The sequence below is a fragment of the Paenibacillus vortex V453 genome (assembly GCF_000193415.1).
Classification (GTDB): domain Bacteria; phylum Bacillota; class Bacilli; order Paenibacillales; family Paenibacillaceae; genus Paenibacillus_AQ; species Paenibacillus_AQ glucanolyticus.
Genome location: NZ_ADHJ01000039.1, coordinates 107351 through 124372 on the forward strand (window position 1 = coordinate 107351; position 17022 = coordinate 124372).

A 17022-nucleotide genomic window follows, 5' to 3' on the forward strand; every position below is an offset into this window, starting at 1 on the left:
CACCTTGTCCAACTTACCAAGGCCGCTCTCATCATTAACATTTGCACACGATCTGCTCGAGCTTAACATCACTAACCCTAAAATACTTTTATCTTGTTTTAACTTTCAACCGGAGATGCCTGTTCTTTCACCGGCTTCGAAGCAACGGGCTTGCGAATCGTAGCCGCGGCATCCGAATCCCGAATCCAGCACGCAAAACCGACACCGATGAGCAGGAATCCTGCTGCTCCAAGCAATGCCGCCCGGTAAGCCATCAGATTCGGCTCCATGTCCCCTGCTGCGTTCACACTTCCCGTACCGACAGCCGCCAGGATGCCAGACAGCACAGCCAAGCCGATTGCAGGGCCCAGCCTGTTCTGCACGGTGAACCAAGTCGAAGCCCGCCCCATTGAGGTTGGCGGAATGGTAGCGAAGGCAGCAATCTGTACAGATCCGACGGTTTGGCCCAGGAAAATGCCCACGCCAAACAGCAAGCAGCGGATAAACCACGGATTTGTGTTTGCGTCCACCATGCTGAGCAGGATGAGGATAAGCGACGTTGCCAAGAGTCCCATGATAATGACGCGTCTCGGACCAAGCCTGGGATACGTCCAGGGCACGAGCTGTGAGGCAATCATGAGACCGATGGCTTCAGGGAACGTGGTCAGCCCCGTTTCCAGCGCTGAGACATGCAATGCGTTCTGATACATTAAAGGGAATACATACAGCATGCCTAGCAGCCCTGCGGAAGCGCACATCGCAATGAAGCCCGTCGTTCGGAACAAGCGGTTGCCAAGCAGTCGCAGATCCAGCAGCGGCTGCTTGACGCTCAGTTCTACCTTGACCAATGCAGCAAGCAATATCATGCCTGCCAGTCCTGCGATCCATACCCGCGGGGCATTCCATCCATGAAGCGGTCCCTGGCTGAGCGCGTACATAAGCAGCGCAAGACCCGGCGCGGACAGAAGAAAACCGGGTACGTCCAATCTGCCCGCATTCGGTTCTTTATGTTCCTTCAACCAGAACAGCCCGAACAATAGCGCTGGAATTCCAATTGGCAAGTTCACATAGAAGATCCACCGCCAAGTAAAATGCTCAACCATCAAACCGCTCACAATCGGTCCGATTGCTGGTGCTATTGCAATCGGCAGAATGAGTGAACGGGAGACTTTTGCACGCTCCTGCGGAGGAAATGTACGGAACAGCATCGCCATGCCGACCGGTGTCAGTAAACCTCCGCCGATGCCTTGAATTACCCTGAATAACGTCAGGGACGTTAAGCTGTCGGCAAAACTGCATAATGCGGACGCTCCGGTAAATATGGCCAGCGCCAGCAGAAACGTCCGCTTCGTCCCCCACTTGTCGCCAAGCCAGCCCGCCATCGGCAGAACGATGGCGAGGCTGACCAAGTAACCGACGTTCAGAATACCCGAAGCCGCTGGCGGTACATCAAGCTCCTGACTGATCGTCTGAAGTGCAACGTTCAGTACGGTGGCGTCCATAGCAACAACAAACATCGCTGCCACATAGACGATGCATAATACCTTTTTCGGATTCATCCAACGGCTCATGGCCTGTTTTCCGGTGCCGATCCGGCATTCGCATATAAACTCCGCGGCCGTAAATCGACCCAGTTTTCGTTGATGTAGGTCATGCACTCTTCTCGTGTGCTAAGCCCCAGCGCTTGAGTCCAGCCATCTGGAATAGCCGCGAAAGCCGGCCAAAGCGAATATTGTCCCTCATGATTCATCAATACGACATATTTGCCATCGGCTTGTTCAAAAGGATTTGTCATAAATTAGCTCCCTCCCGTCATCAGTTGTCTGCTTTTGATGTGCAGCTGCCTCCAGCTTGCCTAGAATACACTTGCCGATATAATCAAGCGGACCCGGCTGGCATAAATCCTTATGCCGGCATTCGATATCATGCCGCTCGATCACTCCGCCCACATAAGGGTTCCACATCTCCGGATCAATGGGATCGAACCAATCGGGAATGATGGTGGAATGGAAGAATAACATATCCCCCTCGAATCGCTTCGGAACGTAGGCCTTCAACAATTGAACCGAATTCTCATAGGTCGTTTTCAGATTCATCATCGTTTCTTCTTCAAGGGATGCCAGTGCACTGCTCTCGTTACGCAATAATTCAAGCGCCGTCGCAATGGTTAATGGCGTGTCGCCGAGCCCCTCCTCAATACTTTCCCTGTCAAAACCGCCAAGAGCGAGCAGCGCGGTCAAAGCCTCGTCTTCATCGGGATCATCCTTGATCGGCAAATAATGACTGGGATAAGCGTCCAGTATGGCGAGTAACTCGATGTCTTCGCCCGCTTCCTGCAGCTGTACCGCAATGGACTGAGCGACGTTACCGCCTAAGGACCAGCCAAGCAGCCGGTAAGGTCCCGTTGGTTGAATGGAACGTATGTGGCGGATATAATCTGCCGTCATCTCTTCCAAAGATTGCGGCAGCTCCTCCGCTTGGGCGATCCCCCTTGCCTGCAAGCCGTAAATCGGATAGTTCATGCCAAGATGCTTCATCAAGCCGGCGTAACACCAGCTCAATCCCCCGGCCGGATGCACACAGAACAGCGGGATTTGATTACCGTGTGTCCGAAGCGGAAGAACGACCTGCAGCGCGCTGTTCCCGCCACCCATCTCGAGCTTGTCAACAAGCCCCGCAACCGTGGGTGCTTCGAACAAAGCTGCAATGCTTAATTCTTTCCCCAGCGCTTCACGAACACGGCTGATCAATCGAACGGCCAGCAAGGAATGGCCGCCGAGCTCAAAGAAGCTGTCGTCAATGCCAACCCTCTTGGCACCCAATATTTCGGCAAACAACTCGCATAACACTTCTTCCTGCGGAGTTCTCGGATTACGACCGTCTGCATCAGACGTTATATCCGGGGCTGGCAGCCCCTTGCGATCCAGCTTGCCGTTGGGCGTAAGCGGCAGCTTGTCCATGAATAGGATCGCCCACGGAACCATGTAGTCAGGCAGCAGGGAAGCGGCATAACGGCGCAGCTCTGCACCCGAGGACGTCTCATTGGAATGGCTGACGACATAGGCGACAAGCCGTTTATCTCCGGGCTGATCTTCACGCACGATAACGGCAACCTGGGCGACGTCAGCATGGCGTATCAGAACCGATTCAATTTCCCCTAACTCAATGCGGAAGCCGCGTATTTTGACCTGATGATCAGAACGTCCCAAGTAATCCAGTGTGCCATCGGCAAATCGCTTTGCCAAATCTCCGGTCCGATACATTCTCGTACCTGGGGGACCATAAGGATCTGCAACAAACCGATCGGCTGTCAAGTCGGGACGCCCCCAATAACCACGTGCCAGCCCCGCCCCCGCGACGTACATCTCGCCGGTTACGCCATACGGAACGGGCTGGAGTTTGGAATCCAGCACATATACCCGAAGATCCGGGATGGATTCTCCGATGAGGCTGCTAGCTCCCGGCATCGCGCTATATCGGTTCAGCTCCAAATAGCTGACATGAACGGTCGTCTCCGTTATGCCGTACATATTAACAAGGCGCGGGGCATCATCAGCATGAAGCTGGTACCAGTCGTCCAGCCGCCCAAGCTCCAAAGCCTCGCCGCCGAATACAACGTACCTTAGCGCCAAATTCCTTCCCGTCTCCGGTTGCTCCCGATCCGCCTGTATCAATTGATAGAACGCCGATGGAGTCTGGTTCAGCACCGTTACGCCTTCTTGGGACAGCAAGCTTAGCATTTCATCCGGCGACCTGCTGATCGTATGGGGAACAACTACAAGTAGCCCGCCGTACAACAACGGTCCCCATATTTCCCATACCGAGAAATCAAAGGCATAGGAGTGGAACAAAGTCCACACATCCGTCTCATCAAAATGAAACCAATGCTCAGTAGACGTAAATAACCGGATGACATTCTGATGCGGTACAAGCACACCCTTGGGCTTGCCCGTAGATCCGGATGTATAGATGATGTAGGCCGCACTTTGCGGCATAAGCGGCCGGTGTCGCTCAAGATCGCTTGGATTCTGCTTGGAATAGCGCTGCAGTCGCAGAGCCTGCTCAGGCTCATCGATTACAATACGCTGCACACTTGCTGAATTCGGGAGCTGATCCATCACCTGAACACTTGCCAGGAGACATACTGGAGAAGCATGCTCCATCATATAAGCCAGTCGATCCGCCGGATATTCCGGATCCAGCGGCAGATATGCGGCTCCCGCCTTGAGTGCAGCCAGAATACCAATCACCATTTCGATAGAACGCGGGAGTGCCAGAGCCACAATCTGTTCCGTACCGACACCTGACGCGATTAACATATGAGCAAGCTGGTTCGCACGCTCGTTCAGCTCCTCATAACTCAGCGATTCGCCATCATAGACGATGGCTGTCGAAAGAGGCGAGCGGCCTACCTGTGCTTCAAACTGCTGGGGTATGGTAGCCTGCTTCGAGACAGGCAGCGGAGTGCTCCACTGCTGTCTCATTTCCTCACGTTCTTGTTCAGTCAAAATATCAAGTTTGCTGATTGATTTACTTGGTTCAATGACAGCACTCTCCAACACACGCACAAACCGTTCCGCCATCACTTCCACAGAACTATGTTTGAACAAGTCTGTGCTGAATTCGATCCATCCGTCCAATCCGTCAGGCTCGCCGTTTGCATCCCGGCGCTCGGTCAACTCGAACGTTAAGTCAAACTTCGCCGTACCCACGCTTTGCAGCTGCAAGCTGGACGTAATTCCAGGCAGATCAAGCGAGGCTTCCGGTGTATTCTGCAGAACCAGCATCACCTGGAAGAGCGGGTGCCGTGCCCGGGAACGCGGTGGGTTCAGTGCCTCTACTAGGCGTTCGAACGGCACGTCCTGATGCTCGAACGCAGCCAGGCTCATCTCCCGTACGCGTTGCAGCAGTTCAGTGAATGACGGATCATCTGAGGTATCGACACGAAACACAAGCGTATTAATGAAGAAGCCGATCAGGTTGTCCAAATTGTCGTCGTTCCGGCCCGAGACAGGACTGCCGATCGGGATGTCCGTTCCCGCGCCGAGGTTGGTGAACAGTGCCGCCATGGCAGACTGAAATATCATAAATAAAGTAGCCCTGTTGTTCTGCCCCAGCGCATTTAACTGTTGATGCAGCTCGCGCGTAATCGGAAACGACACGCTTCCTCCCTGATAACTGGCCACTGCCGGTCTTGGATAATCGGTTGGCAGATCCAATTGCTCCGGCAAGCCGCGAAGTGCGCCTCTCCAATAATCCAGCTGGCGATTGATCAGACTGCTCTCGTCTCCTGAGCTGCCAAGCAGCTCTTCCTGCCAGATCGCATAGTCTGCATATTGAACTGGAAGCGGAGGCAACCCAGGGGTACTCCTCTGGCACCGTGCCGCATAGGCGTGGGACAGATCCCGTGTTAACGGGGTTAGCGACCAGCCATCTCCTGCAATATGATGCAGCAGCAGCAGAAGAACATATTCATCATCATCCAGCTTGAATAACTCTACGCGCAAGGAAATCTCGCTTGCTAACTCGAAACGGTATCGGACAGCCTCAGCTAACCGCTCAGGCAGGTCTGCTTCGCTTATTTCGGATACAATCAGCTCAGGCCTTGCCTCCTCAAAGGCTAAGATAAACTGATATGAAGCACCCAGATCATCCGGGTATATCGTACGCAGCGATTCATGCCGAGCGGCTACATCCCCCAGTGCCGACTTCAATGCATCCAGATCCAGCGTACCCGACAGGCGAGCCACAAGCGGAATATTATAGGTTGGGCTTGGCCCCTCCAGTCGATACAGGAACCATAATCGCTGCTGGGCAAACGACAGCGGGAGACGCTCTGACCGTTCAGCCGGGCGAACCGCATGTCTTGCCTCTTGTGCATGGTCAAGCCGCTTCACCAGACTCGCTGCTGTTGAAGCTTCAAACAAACTTCCGATGCTCAGCTCTACGCCGAAAGCCTCGCGGACACGAACCATCACCCTACCGGCAAGCAAGGAATGACCGCCAAGCGCGAAGAAATCATCATCTATCGTTACCCGGGGCAAGCCAAGCACCTCAGCAAAAATTCTGCAGAGCATTTCCTCTTGCGGAGTTCGCGGCATACGGCCAATCGCCGCATGATGATCGGGCACAGGCAGCGCTTTACGATCCACCTTCTTATTCGGAGTTAACGGCATGGTCTCAAGTCTTACGATGACAGACGGCACCATATATTCGGCCAGTTTCAGGGAGGCGTAGCGCCGCAGTTCTGCTGTATCTATCAAACCAGATGAAGCTGATAATGCCGGTACGATGTAAGCGACTAGCCGGCGATCACCTGCACGATCCTCGCGAACGATGACGGCAGCCTGCTCCACATCCGGATGAGTGACAAGCACAGACTCAATCTCTCCGGTCTCGATACGGAATCCGCTCAGCTTGATCTGATGATCGGCACGCCCCAAATAATCAATCCAGCCGTTCGGCAGCCATCTGGCGAGGTCGCCTGTTCTATACATTCGGGATCCGGGTGGACCGAAGGGATCGGCCACAAACCGTTCTGCGGTCAGGTCGGGTCGGCCCAAGTAGCCCCGGCCCAGTCCGGATCCTGCAATGTACAGCTCGCCAGCTACGCCAGGAGGTGCCGGAGAGAGTGACGTATCGAGCACATATAACCTCGTGTTCCAGATCGCCCCCCCTATGGATGGCTTCTCGCGTTCATGGTCAAGCTTGGCAGCCGTTGAATAAATCGTCGTTTCGGTCGGGCCATACTGATTATTCACTTCGCAGTTCAGTTCCTGAAGCGCAAGCTTAAGTCCAACCGGCAGGGCTTCGCCGCCTGTAATGACTTTCAGCCCCTTAAACTTCCCGGGACGGCAAGCAACAATCGACTGCCATAACGTCGGAGTAGCCTGCATAATGGTAGCGCCCGTCTCATGGATTCTGCGAATAAGAGCCGGTGCGTCGAGAATGGTATCCCTCATGACAATGTCGAGTGTCGAGCCGCATGTCAGCGGCAGGAGCACCTCCATCACCGAGATATCGAAGGAAATGGTAGTAACCGACAGGAGGCGATCCTGTTCACCGATCTCAATGTGCTCCTGCATATCCAGAAGTAGATTGGCAAGTCCTTCAAAAGTGAGCATCACCCCTTTGGGGCGCCCTGTCGAACCGGAGGTGTAGATGACGTAGGAAGGGTGAAGCGGCAACAGCGAGCTAATGCGGTCGTCATCTCCGGGATTATGAACGGCCTGTCGCTCCAGATCATGGAGGGTGGCCGGTGCATCCAACGCTACAATGGCTTCTGTTCTTATCATTTTGCCAAAATCCTCAGCCAGCTCCTGTGCCGTAATCAGACACATCGGCTTCGCATCTTCAAGCATGTAAGCGATCCGTTCGGACGGATAATCCGGATCTATCGGCAAATAGGCCGCTCCGGCCTTATGCACAGCCAGAATCGCAACAACCATATCCAGAGAACGCGGCAGCGATAGGGCAACGATTCGGTCAGGACCTACACCGCGAGCAATAAGCATATGAGCCAGGCGATTAGCGTCCCTGTTCAGCTCCTCGTAACGAAGCGTTAACGCTTCACATACGACCGCCTCCGCCTTCGGGGTGCGTGCGGCCTGCATTTCGAACAATTCCGGTATACTTAGCCTCGGTAATGGACGCGCTGTATCATTCCACTCCAGGAGCACTCTGTCCCGTTCTTCTGGCAGGATAATCGACAAGCCTCCGACAGGATCAGCCGGTTCAGCGTCTGCAAGACTATCAAGCAGATACAAATAGCGGTGTAAATGGGACTCTAACTCCTCTTCGCTGTAAATGGACGGATTGGCATCCATATCCATCCTCAGCCCGTTCCCATCCATGCTACCATACACGTTCAATGACAGATCATCCACGGGACCGGAGCCAAGATTGCGGACACTGCCGCCGTATCCTCCAAAATTTAAATCCTCTACAAAGGGCATCACATTCACCATCGGCCCGAACAGCCTGCGGTTATCCGCCAGCAGCTTGAGATCACGTCGAATGTCCTGATGCCTGTAGCGTTGATGACGCTTGATGTCGCGAATCTCTGCTGCGACCTGCTGCAGCAGCTCCATCAGACTCATATACGGGCCGTACAAACACGCGAAGCGGCAGCAAATTCATCATCATGCCTGGAACACGGATCGAGGCTGAGCCTAGTCGACACATGACCGGCAAGCCAAGCACAACCTCATTTGCCCCTGTTATACGATGTACGTACAGAGCCGCTGCAGCTGCAACGACGTCCGGCCAGCTTGTCCCTGTTGCTTGAGCGGTTGACTGCCAGCGATGCAGCGCAGATTCGGGAAGCTGCGCAGATCGGCGCAGGAAGCTCCGTGCAGACCGCTGGGCGTGGCCGCCTAAACTGACAACCTCCGGTTCATCAGCAAAGCGCTTCAGCCAGAACTGACGATCCGCCTCGACCTGTTGGGACATGCGATAAGCCGTATCTTCTTCCAGGATCGTACGAAATGGGCCAAAAGCAGCTGGTTCAGAATATCCACCGCCTGCTAATGCCGTATAAACCTGGGCAACTTTTTTTAACAGCAGCGATACGCCGAAACCGTCGATTACGATATGATGAATGCGCTGATACCAATAGTAGCGATCGGATGCCAGCTTGAGCAGTGCCTCCGTGAACAACGGCCCTCGGCTCAGATCTACAACCTGGGCAAGGTCGTGCTCCATCCAACATTGGGCAGCATGAGCCGGGTCATCCTGCCCGCTGACATCGATAACCTGAAGCTGCCACTCCGGGGAAGGAACGATATACTGCCAAGGACCGTCCGCATCTTCACCGAAGCGAACGTGTAAGGCTTCCGCCTCCCCCACCGCTTGTCGTACAGCCGTTTCGAATAGAGTCTGATCTACAGGACCGCGTATCTCAATGCATTCCGCTGTGTTGAATATCGGGTTGTCTGGATCAAGCTGCTGCGCAAACCAAATACCCAGCTGAGCTCCGGACAGAGACCAGCGCCCCCTCTTCTCCTCAAGCATATAAATCCCCTCCCTCTATACCGTATAGTAATCATAATTAGGCGGCGACACACTCATCTTGATTGAGAGCAGCTTCCACCAATCGGCCAGTGTGGGATGTTCAGCTAATTCCACAAAGCTGATATCGATGCCGTCGCGACGCAAACGCTCGGTCAAACTCATAATTCGAATGGAATCCAGTCCCCAGTATTCGATCAGATTGTCGGTTTCGCCCAGATTAGCAGACTCCTCCTGTAATAGGGCTGCCACTTCATCTCGAAGTCTTTGCAGTGTCAGCAGGGGTTGTTCTTCCACAGCTACCCTTTCATCCATTCCTCCGCCGAACGATCCAACCCCCTCAGACTCGGGCCGGTAAGCTTGGGTCAGCGAGGTGACAAGGCGTTCCGTCGTCAGTGTTACAGCGCATCGTTCTGCAGCGTAGGTAAGCGCCAGATGATGCTTCTCTTCCGAGAAATCCGCAAGTGCATCCGCAATGAAGAAGGGCTGAATATCCTTCATAAAGGCCTCGCTGGCAGTCAACAAGCAGCCAATATGCGCATAGATGCCGCATATCATCAACTGGTCTCTCCCTTGCTCGCGCAAAATCTCCAGCAAATTCGTTTTTTGGAATGCGCTGTATCTCCATTTGGTTAGGAGCATATCTTGTTCAGCAGGCGCAACCGCATCAACGAACTTTTTCTGATAGGGTCCGTCATCGATGCCGGACCCCCAGAAATCCTGCAGCAGGCCGCGCTGCTCGGGCGCCTGGCCGCCAGGCTGTGCGGAATAGATAACCGGAATCTCCAGCTCTGTACAGTAAAGACGCAGCTTCTGAATATTGGCGATCAACTCCACGACAGGAGATTGATCAGGTGTAAATGCATCAACGAAATATTGCTGCATATCGTGGATGAGCAGCACGGCACGACTCGGGTCCGCCGTCCACGTCACCTTGTTCTTGGGTAAATCTGTCTCCACAGGCATTGGATAAGGTAATATCTTAGGAAGTGCCATCCTATCTCCTCTTTTCTCGTTTATTTTGAAACGTTCACCCGTTCATCCTGCTGTTGTGCCGCAAGTTCACGCAGACTCTTTTTGCTCACTTTGCCTACCCCGGTGTGGGGGAAGGATTCCATAAACTCCACCCGATCGGGGATTTTATATGCGGCTAGCCCTCTTTTTCTAAGAAAAGCCTTCAGCTCATTACCGCTGATGGCAGGATCATGCACGATCACAAAAGCACAGGTCCGCTCGCCAAGAAACTCGTCCGGCATGGCTACCACAGCTGCGTCGTGCACGTTCGGATGGGCAAGCAGATGATTCTCAACCTCCTCTGCCGCTACTTTATCGCCTCCACGGTTAATTTGATCCTTCGAACGGCCTTCAATCACCAAGTAACCGGAAGGCGTCATGCTTGCAAGATCGCCCGTACGATAAAAGCCGTCTGACGTAAATGCCCTCTCATTATGTTTATCCGCTTTATAATAACCGCGAATGGTATAGGGTCCTCGTGTCAGCAGCTCCCCTACCTCACCTGGAGGTACCTCAACATCATCCTCATCGACCAACCGCACTTCATCGAACGGCGACATCGGTCGCCCCTGTGTATTCACCGTGATTTCTTCAGGATCATCCAGCCTGGTATAATTCACCAAGCCTTCCGCCATTCCGTATACTTGCTGTAACGTGCAGCCCAGGACCCTTTTCACCCGCTTGGCTGCCTCGGCACTGAATTTGGCCCCGCCAACCTGCAGCACCTGCAGATGAGACAGATCATAATGACGGGATTGAGCCGCCTCAAGCCAGATCAAGGCCAGTGGCGGAACGACAGCCGTAATCGTCACTGCCTCTGATCTTATTAGAGGAAATGCGACATCGGGACTGGCTGAACGGGCAAGCACCACGCAACCTCCCGCATACAATGTCCCCAGCACGCCCGGCGAGCTGAGCGGAAAATTATGGGCGACCGGAAGTACGGCCAAGTAGACGCTCTCCTTATGGAGAGCACATACTTCCGCACTAACGCGCAGGCTGTATATATAATCGTCATGCGTGCGCGGAATGAGCTTTGGAAGCCCGGTCGTTCCTCCCGACAGCTGCAAGAATGCAACGTCGCCAGAATCAGGACCCTCCGCGTCTAACCGGTCGTACACTTCGTTCGCGTCATCTATATACAAATCGTCCAGGGAGGTAAATGCCCCCGAACCCGGGTCGCCTGCCACGATGACATGACGAAGCGATGGGACCGATGCTTGGACTTGAGACGCTAATTCCCGGTAATCAAATCCCGAGTCCTTGTCTGTAATGATATAGGCAGCCGCCTCGCTGAACCCGCATAAATAGACGATTTCGCTCCTGCGATGAACAGGCAAAGCAAAGACAGGCAGCGCCCCGATCCGGAACAGCGCGAATATCGTATCGAAAAATTGCGCTATATTCGGGAGCTGAACGATAATTCGATCCTCGGCCTTAATTCCGAGTTTAAGAAAACCGGCAGCCAAACGGTCCACTCGATGGTCCAGCTCCGCATAACTGATCCGCTGATCACCGCTCACGACTGCGATCCGTTCCCCGTCTGCTGCGGCCCGCTTCCGCAGCAGCTGTCCGAAGGTTTCTCCCTGCCAGCATCCTTCCGCGCGATAACGGTTCGCAAATTCCTCAGGCCAAGCCCTCCATCCTGCCAACATGGCTTATTCCTCCTTCAGAGTCATCGGTTGTTGTTCGTTCAAGCCCATAGCAGCCAGGATCGTGCGGAATTTAGCTGACGTCTCGGCCAGCTCTGCATCTGCATCTGAGCCTGTCACAATGCCGGCCCCCGCAAATACCCGCATGAATTGCCCTTCCGTTTCCGCACAGCGAATCGTGACAGCCCACTCTCCGTCCCCGTTTGCATCCAACCAGCCCACGGCTCCCGAATAGAAGCCGCGATCAAACGGCTCGATCTCTTGAATGACATTCCGGGCCGCATTGCTGGGCGTACCGCATATCGCTGGTGTCGGATGCATTGCCAGGGCAAGATCCAGTGACGTCACCGCATCATCCTTCAGCACGCCGTTGATTTCAGTAGACAGATGCCACATGGCCTTCGTCTGTATAAGCGAAGGGCCTGGGGGAACGTCCAGCTTGCTGCAATAAGGCTGTAAAGCAGCTGCCACCGCATCAATGACAACCGCATGTTCGTATCTGTCCTTCGCGGAGGACAGCAGCGCCGCCGCCCGCCGCTCATCTTCAACCGGATCCTCACTGCGCGCTGCAGAGCCGGCCAATGGATTAGCTTGAATCCGGAGCCCCTTCTTCGTAACGAGCAGCTCGGGACTTGCACCGAATAGCGTTCGTGTCGATGCAATGGCATCAGGACTGGTGGAGAGCGATAATTCCGGCAGCAATGGAACCGCAAAGGTATAACCATGAGCGTGATAATATGCTAAGTGATACAAGATTTGAGGAATTTGCAAGGCCTGGGGAAGATGGATGTATAATGTTCGGGAAAGCACGGCTTTCTGGAGTACATCTTGCCGGATCAGCTCCAGCACACGGTCCACGCCTTGCTTGAATTGCGCGGGTCCCGGAACAGGCTGTACTTCATAACCGGAAATTTGCGGTTTTTCGGGCGCTTCTCCCGTTGTGAATTGAAGTGAGTCATACCACTGTGCTGTAAGGGGGATAAACAGGTTTGCCGGTTGCAATGTGTTAAAAGGGATGGCACCTACAACCACGGCTTCCGTTCGTCCCGCTTGCTTCGCTGCTCCCAACAGCTCCGCTACACGTTCCGGCAGCGACCTGTTGTCGTTTCCCGAGGGGATAGACAGCTTCGAATACTCTCCATGCGTTAATAACGTCTTGCGCGGCGATGAGAAGAAGAAAGACGAACCCGACCGATATTGTTCCATAAGTTTCGCAGCCTCGGCTGCGGTTGGAGCATCATAGCGTAACATTACAGTCTCCTCTCTGCTTATGAGCCTACCCATATTTTTTTTGGAATCTCGTACAATCCGAGAATCCTCAGCAGCCCAAAATCGCACCGCCATCTACGCATAAATCCTGCATCGTAATATGTCCTGCCTGATCGGATGCCAGAAACAGAACAGCATCCGCAATATCGGAAGGAAGTGCGATTTTGCCCAGCGGTATGCCGACACGAAAGGATTCAAGCGAACCCTCAATGACAGACTCTGCCCCTTGACCGCCCCTCCATAACAAACGCTGCATCTCTGTATCGGTAGAGCCGGGAGAAACGACATTGCATCGGATGTGATGACGGGCATATTCTAGTGCCAGGCATTTCGTGAACATGGTCGATGCTGCCTTGGAGGAAGCATAGGCAGACATCTGTGCACGCGGAACTTTGGACGCATTCGATCCGACCGTTATGATAGCCCCTCTATTGCGTCTCGCCATACGCCGCACAACGGAACGCGACGTGTAGAACACGCCGTTTGTATTGACGTTAAAATGCGTCTGCCAATCCTCGTCATCCAGTGAATCAATCCCGCCGATTCGCAGCACACCCGCAACATTAACGAGAATATCAATCGGACCAAGCTCGCTCTCGATTCGCTCAACAGCGGCTTCGACATCGGCGCTGTGACCGACATCGACTTGATAAGCGGCTGCTAGCGCATCCGATTGGCTTAAATCAGCGGCGAGGCTGATCAGCTCAGCCTCCTTCTGATCGCAAGCCGCCACAATGGCTCCTTGCTGAGCGAGAGCTCGTGCCACCGCCTCCCCAATACCTTGGGCAGCCCCGGTCACGAGTGCCACTTTTCCTCGGATACCTTCATACTCCATATCATTCAACTCCTTAGTCATCAGGATTGAGCGCAAACCTCAAGGCTTTGCTTATGAGGACGGGCAGCACGGAGAGATGCCCTTCGCTCTCAAACTCCTTAAATTCAGCATGAATGCCGTATCCCGACAGAGGAGCCAAGCGTTCTGCGAGCTGACAAGCGCTTATGCAATTGCCAGTCACATGAGACCTCTCCAGTTCTCCCGCGCCAAGCATCAGCCGCACCTGGAGCGGATCTTCCTTCACACGCTCGGTAAAGCGCTGTTCCATCTCACGCAGATACTCCTGATTCCAATGAATGGAAGGACTCCCTGCAATGTAATATCTGAATGCCTGCGGTTTGTTGAACATGGCATACAGCGTGAACAATCCGCCAAGTGAATGGCCGAATATCGCCTGGCGATTACGGTCAATGTTAAACTCGCTTTCGATCTGCGGCTTCACGTCCTCCTCCATAAATTGCAGGAATTCAGCCGCTCCCCCCTGTTCCGGTACCGAGTTGCCATCAAACTTGTTCCTGAATTTCGTATTGGGAAAAGGCGTGTAATCATAGAACCGGTCCGGGGCGTACTGCCCCTCCGTGTCATAACCGATACCGACGATGACAGCAGGCAGAATCCCCGTTTTATCCGGCCGATGACACTGCAGACGCAGGGTTTCGACCATCGTATGGAACACGCTGTTGCCGTCTAACAAATAGATGACTGGATACCCTGCCGGCGGAGCCTGCCCCATCGGCTGAGCGGCCATGATCCGATAGCGGCGATGCCCTGCACTCGACTGTTTTACCCAATGCTCTGCATTTGGCAGCTCGACACTGCGACGCATCATATCCAGCTGGAGTATAGGATTGCTCATGATGCCCTCCCTATTGACCCGTAATGGAGCGAACGACATCGTCTACGATTTTCTCGTATGCAATGAGGCCACTTCCAAGCCAGTAAGCGTTATTTGCTTCATACACCTGCCCATTCTTGACAGCAGGCATGCTCTTCCAGATCTGGCTTTCCGTCATTTCCTTCATGCGCTCGGTTCCTTGATCATAAGCGTTAATTACAAAAACATAGTCCGCATCCAGCTGAGGAAGGATCTCTAATGAGATGTTAGCCGCATTTTCGTTCTCGACAAGCTTGGACTTGCCAAGCCCTAGATCCTGATGAATAACGAACCCGCACAGATAATTTCCGCCCATCAGACTGACACCTCTAGGTGCAAAACGAATAATGGCAACCTTCTTGTCCCCAACCACCTGACTGAGCTTATCTTTCGCTTCGCTTGCTTTTTGCCTATAGTTGGCCAGGGCTTCGTCAGCCTCTGGAGCTTTCCCCAGCAGATCCCCCAGCGTTGCCAGAGACTTCTCAACATTGCCGGAGGCATTCTTAAACACATACGTCGGCGCGATTTTGGCATATTTCTCATAAGTTCCATCCGCTGCGTAAGTTTCTGTATGCAGTACGATAAGATCCGGCTCATAGGACATTAACGCTTCCGGTGAAGGCAAGCCTCCTGAAAAATCAATCAGAGGGATGCCATTCAGCTCCTCCTGCAAATAGGCATGTCCGATCTTGCCGTTAGCCCACTGTGCAACAGGCTTCACACCCAGCTTCAACAATGAATCCTCCATATTAGGTGCGAATACTTTACTCACGTCGGCCGGAATTTTAACTTCATGCCCAAGTTCATCCGTAACCGTCCGTTCCTCCCCTGCAGCTGCCACCTCATCAGGCGTCTGCGTTTCCTCTGTCGATTTGTCGCCGCCTTCTCCTGCATTAGAGACTTCAGTCGCTGCATTCTTTGTTGCCTGCTGATCACCATCCGCTGTCCCGGAATCGCCCTTGTCCCCACAGCCTGACAGCAAGCCTATGACGAGTACACAGCACACAAGTGCTGATATTTTGATTCTCCAACTACCCTTTACACGGTTCACACGTTTTGCCACAATCAATCTCCTCCTGTGATAATGATTCTCAATTAAGTCGAGTATATATTATGTGGCAAAAGATTCACCATGGCATTTATCCAGAACTCCATTTGGACTATCTCCTGTAAACAGCAGCAGCGCCTCGTCCAGCATTCTCGTAACCGCAAGCGCAGAATATTCAAACCAGGGATCGGACGAGATCATATATACACCACCTTGAGCGACGGCTCTGAGTTTGTGCCATTTGGCAGAATACTGAAGCGCAAGCCAACTGCGTCGAGAGGCGGCTTCAGGGCATACCGCAATCAGGATCCGGTCAGGATTGCACTCCAGCAGATCATCCAGCGAAATCGGCTGATTATGGTTGGCATCCAAAGCGCAGGGAGCAATCAGCTGCAAATCCTGATACAGCACTTCCCCAAGCCCCCGGTTACCATATATATAGAGGTTCGAGCCGTATATCCGCAGCGCGATGACCTTCTCTTTTCCAACCACTTGCCGTATTTGCGAGCGAGCATACCGGACTCTCTGTTCATACTGCTCGATCCATAATGCCGCCTGTTCTTCTTTGCTCAAAAAAGCGGCGATCGTCCTAAGCTGATCCCTCCATCCTGCACGGGATGAAACGATCAAGGTAGGAGCAATATGCTTCAGCTTGCTGATATCGTCTGGACCAAGATGATCCATACCGATAATGACATCAGGCTTTGCGCGAAATAACTGCTCGATATTCTCTTCGAATCGGCTATCCGGGTAGGGGGACGTAAGTTTCAGCCGGGACTTGATCTCCGAGTTGTAGGCATTGTAGTAGTACGGGGTCCACTTGGCGTCAAGAGGCGCGGCCGCGGGTATGACATTCAGTGCCACCAGCTGCCCAATGATGGACGAAGAGCAAGCCGCAATCAGCTGTCTTGAACTTCTGACATACTCCGTCGGGGACATGCCCACCTTCTTCTTGAATTTACGACTGAAGTAGAATTCATCCTTATAACCGACCTTCAGCGCAATATCTCTTAGCCGATCGTCGGATTCAACCAAATGGCGCTTCGCGTGATTAATACGCACATCGGTCAAGTAATCAATGGTCGTCTGACCAAAGGTCTTCTTGAACAGATCCACAAAATATTTAGGACAAATATTAGCCATCTGCGCCAATTGGGAAATGGATAACGCTTCGTTATAATGACGATCTATATATTCCTTAATCTCAACCAGGCTGGTTTTTCCATTCCGGTCCGAATCCAACATGTAATCTTCTATTTTCAGCTCTTCTTCTGTACGCATGAGCAGCCTCCCTTGGATCAAATCGATGAACAGATGTATTCTCCATCTCGAAATAATTGAT

Annotated in this window: 9 protein-coding genes and 1 pseudogene; all 10 read right to left on the reverse strand. The window is 53.3% G+C overall.

The genetic code is table 11. From position 1 onward, the window contains the following. Nucleotides 1–98: 98 nt before the first annotated feature. Nucleotides 99–1550, reverse strand: a complete 1452-nt coding sequence (locus PVOR_RS21875; RefSeq protein ID WP_006211665.1) for an MDR family MFS transporter — start codon at nt 1548–1550, stop codon at nt 99–101. After that, nucleotides 1547–1774, reverse strand: coding sequence for an MbtH family protein (locus PVOR_RS21880; RefSeq protein ID WP_006211666.1), 228 nt, complete (start codon nt 1772–1774; stop codon nt 1547–1549). Before PVOR_RS21880 ends, PVOR_RS21875 begins: the two co-directional genes overlap by 4 nt. Then, nucleotides 1758–8991: pseudogene (locus PVOR_RS21885) on the reverse strand (amino acid adenylation domain-containing protein). Before PVOR_RS21885 ends, PVOR_RS21880 begins: the two are co-directional and overlap by 17 nt. Before the next feature lie 15 nt (nt 8992–9006). After that, the gene (locus tag PVOR_RS21890) at nt 9007–9984 is read right to left on the reverse strand and encodes an isochorismatase family protein (RefSeq protein WP_006211667.1); all 978 of its coding nucleotides are present in this window, start codon (nt 9982–9984) and stop codon (nt 9007–9009) included. A 20-nt stretch (nt 9985–10004) separates the two neighbouring features. Then, entirely contained in the window at nt 10005–11657 is a 1653-nt protein-coding gene (locus PVOR_RS21895) for a (2,3-dihydroxybenzoyl)adenylate synthase (protein ID WP_006211668.1), read from the reverse strand. Nucleotides 11658–11660: 3 nt separating this feature from the next. Then, nucleotides 11661–12905 (reverse strand): isochorismate synthase DhbC, encoded by a 1245-nt coding sequence (dhbC, locus tag PVOR_RS21900; protein ID WP_006211669.1) that lies wholly within the window; start codon nt 12903–12905, stop codon nt 11661–11663. A gap of 67 nt (nt 12906–12972) precedes the next feature. Continuing rightward, nucleotides 12973–13758 carry a 2,3-dihydro-2,3-dihydroxybenzoate dehydrogenase gene (locus PVOR_RS21905; protein WP_006211670.1) on the reverse strand — a complete coding sequence of 262 codons (786 nt, stop codon included), beginning with the start codon at nt 13756–13758 and terminating at the stop codon, nt 12973–12975. 13 nt (nt 13759–13771) lie between these two features. Continuing rightward, nucleotides 13772–14614, reverse strand: coding sequence for an alpha/beta hydrolase (locus tag PVOR_RS21910; RefSeq protein WP_006211671.1), 843 nt, complete (start codon nt 14612–14614; stop codon nt 13772–13774). Between the two features lie 10 nt (nt 14615–14624). Next, entirely contained in the window at nt 14625–15695 is a 1071-nt protein-coding gene (locus PVOR_RS21915) for an ABC transporter substrate-binding protein (RefSeq protein ID WP_006211672.1), read from the reverse strand. 48 nt (nt 15696–15743) lie between these two features. After that, nucleotides 15744–16961 carry an AraC family transcriptional regulator gene (locus PVOR_RS21920; protein WP_006211673.1) on the reverse strand — a complete coding sequence of 406 codons (1218 nt, stop codon included), beginning with the start codon at nt 16959–16961 and terminating at the stop codon, nt 15744–15746. Between the last annotated feature and the right edge of the window lie 61 nt (nt 16962–17022).

Excerpts from the sequence above, each read along its gene's own strand:
- PVOR_RS21875 (WP_006211665.1), bottom strand. The coding sequence starts at position 1,550 with ATGAGCCGTTGGATGAATCCGAAAAAGGTATTATGCATCGTCTATGTG.
- PVOR_RS21880 (WP_006211666.1), bottom strand. The coding sequence starts at position 1,774 with ATGACAAATCCTTTTGAACAAGCCGATGGCAAATATGTCGTATTGATG.
- PVOR_RS21890 (WP_006211667.1), bottom strand. The coding sequence starts at position 9,984 with ATGGCACTTCCTAAGATATTACCTTATCCAATGCCTGTGGAGACAGAT.
- PVOR_RS21895 (WP_006211668.1), bottom strand. The coding sequence starts at position 11,657 with ATGTTGGCAGGATGGAGGGCTTGGCCTGAGGAATTTGCGAACCGTTAT.
- dhbC (WP_006211669.1), bottom strand. The coding sequence starts at position 12,905 with ATGTTACGCTATGATGCTCCAACCGCAGCCGAGGCTGCGAAACTTATG.
- PVOR_RS21905 (WP_006211670.1), bottom strand. The coding sequence starts at position 13,758 with ATGGAGTATGAAGGTATCCGAGGAAAAGTGGCACTCGTGACCGGGGCT.
- PVOR_RS21910 (WP_006211671.1), bottom strand. The coding sequence starts at position 14,614 with ATGAGCAATCCTATACTCCAGCTGGATATGATGCGTCGCAGTGTCGAG.
- PVOR_RS21920 (WP_006211673.1), bottom strand. The coding sequence starts at position 16,961 with ATGCGTACAGAAGAAGAGCTGAAAATAGAAGATTACATGTTGGATTCG.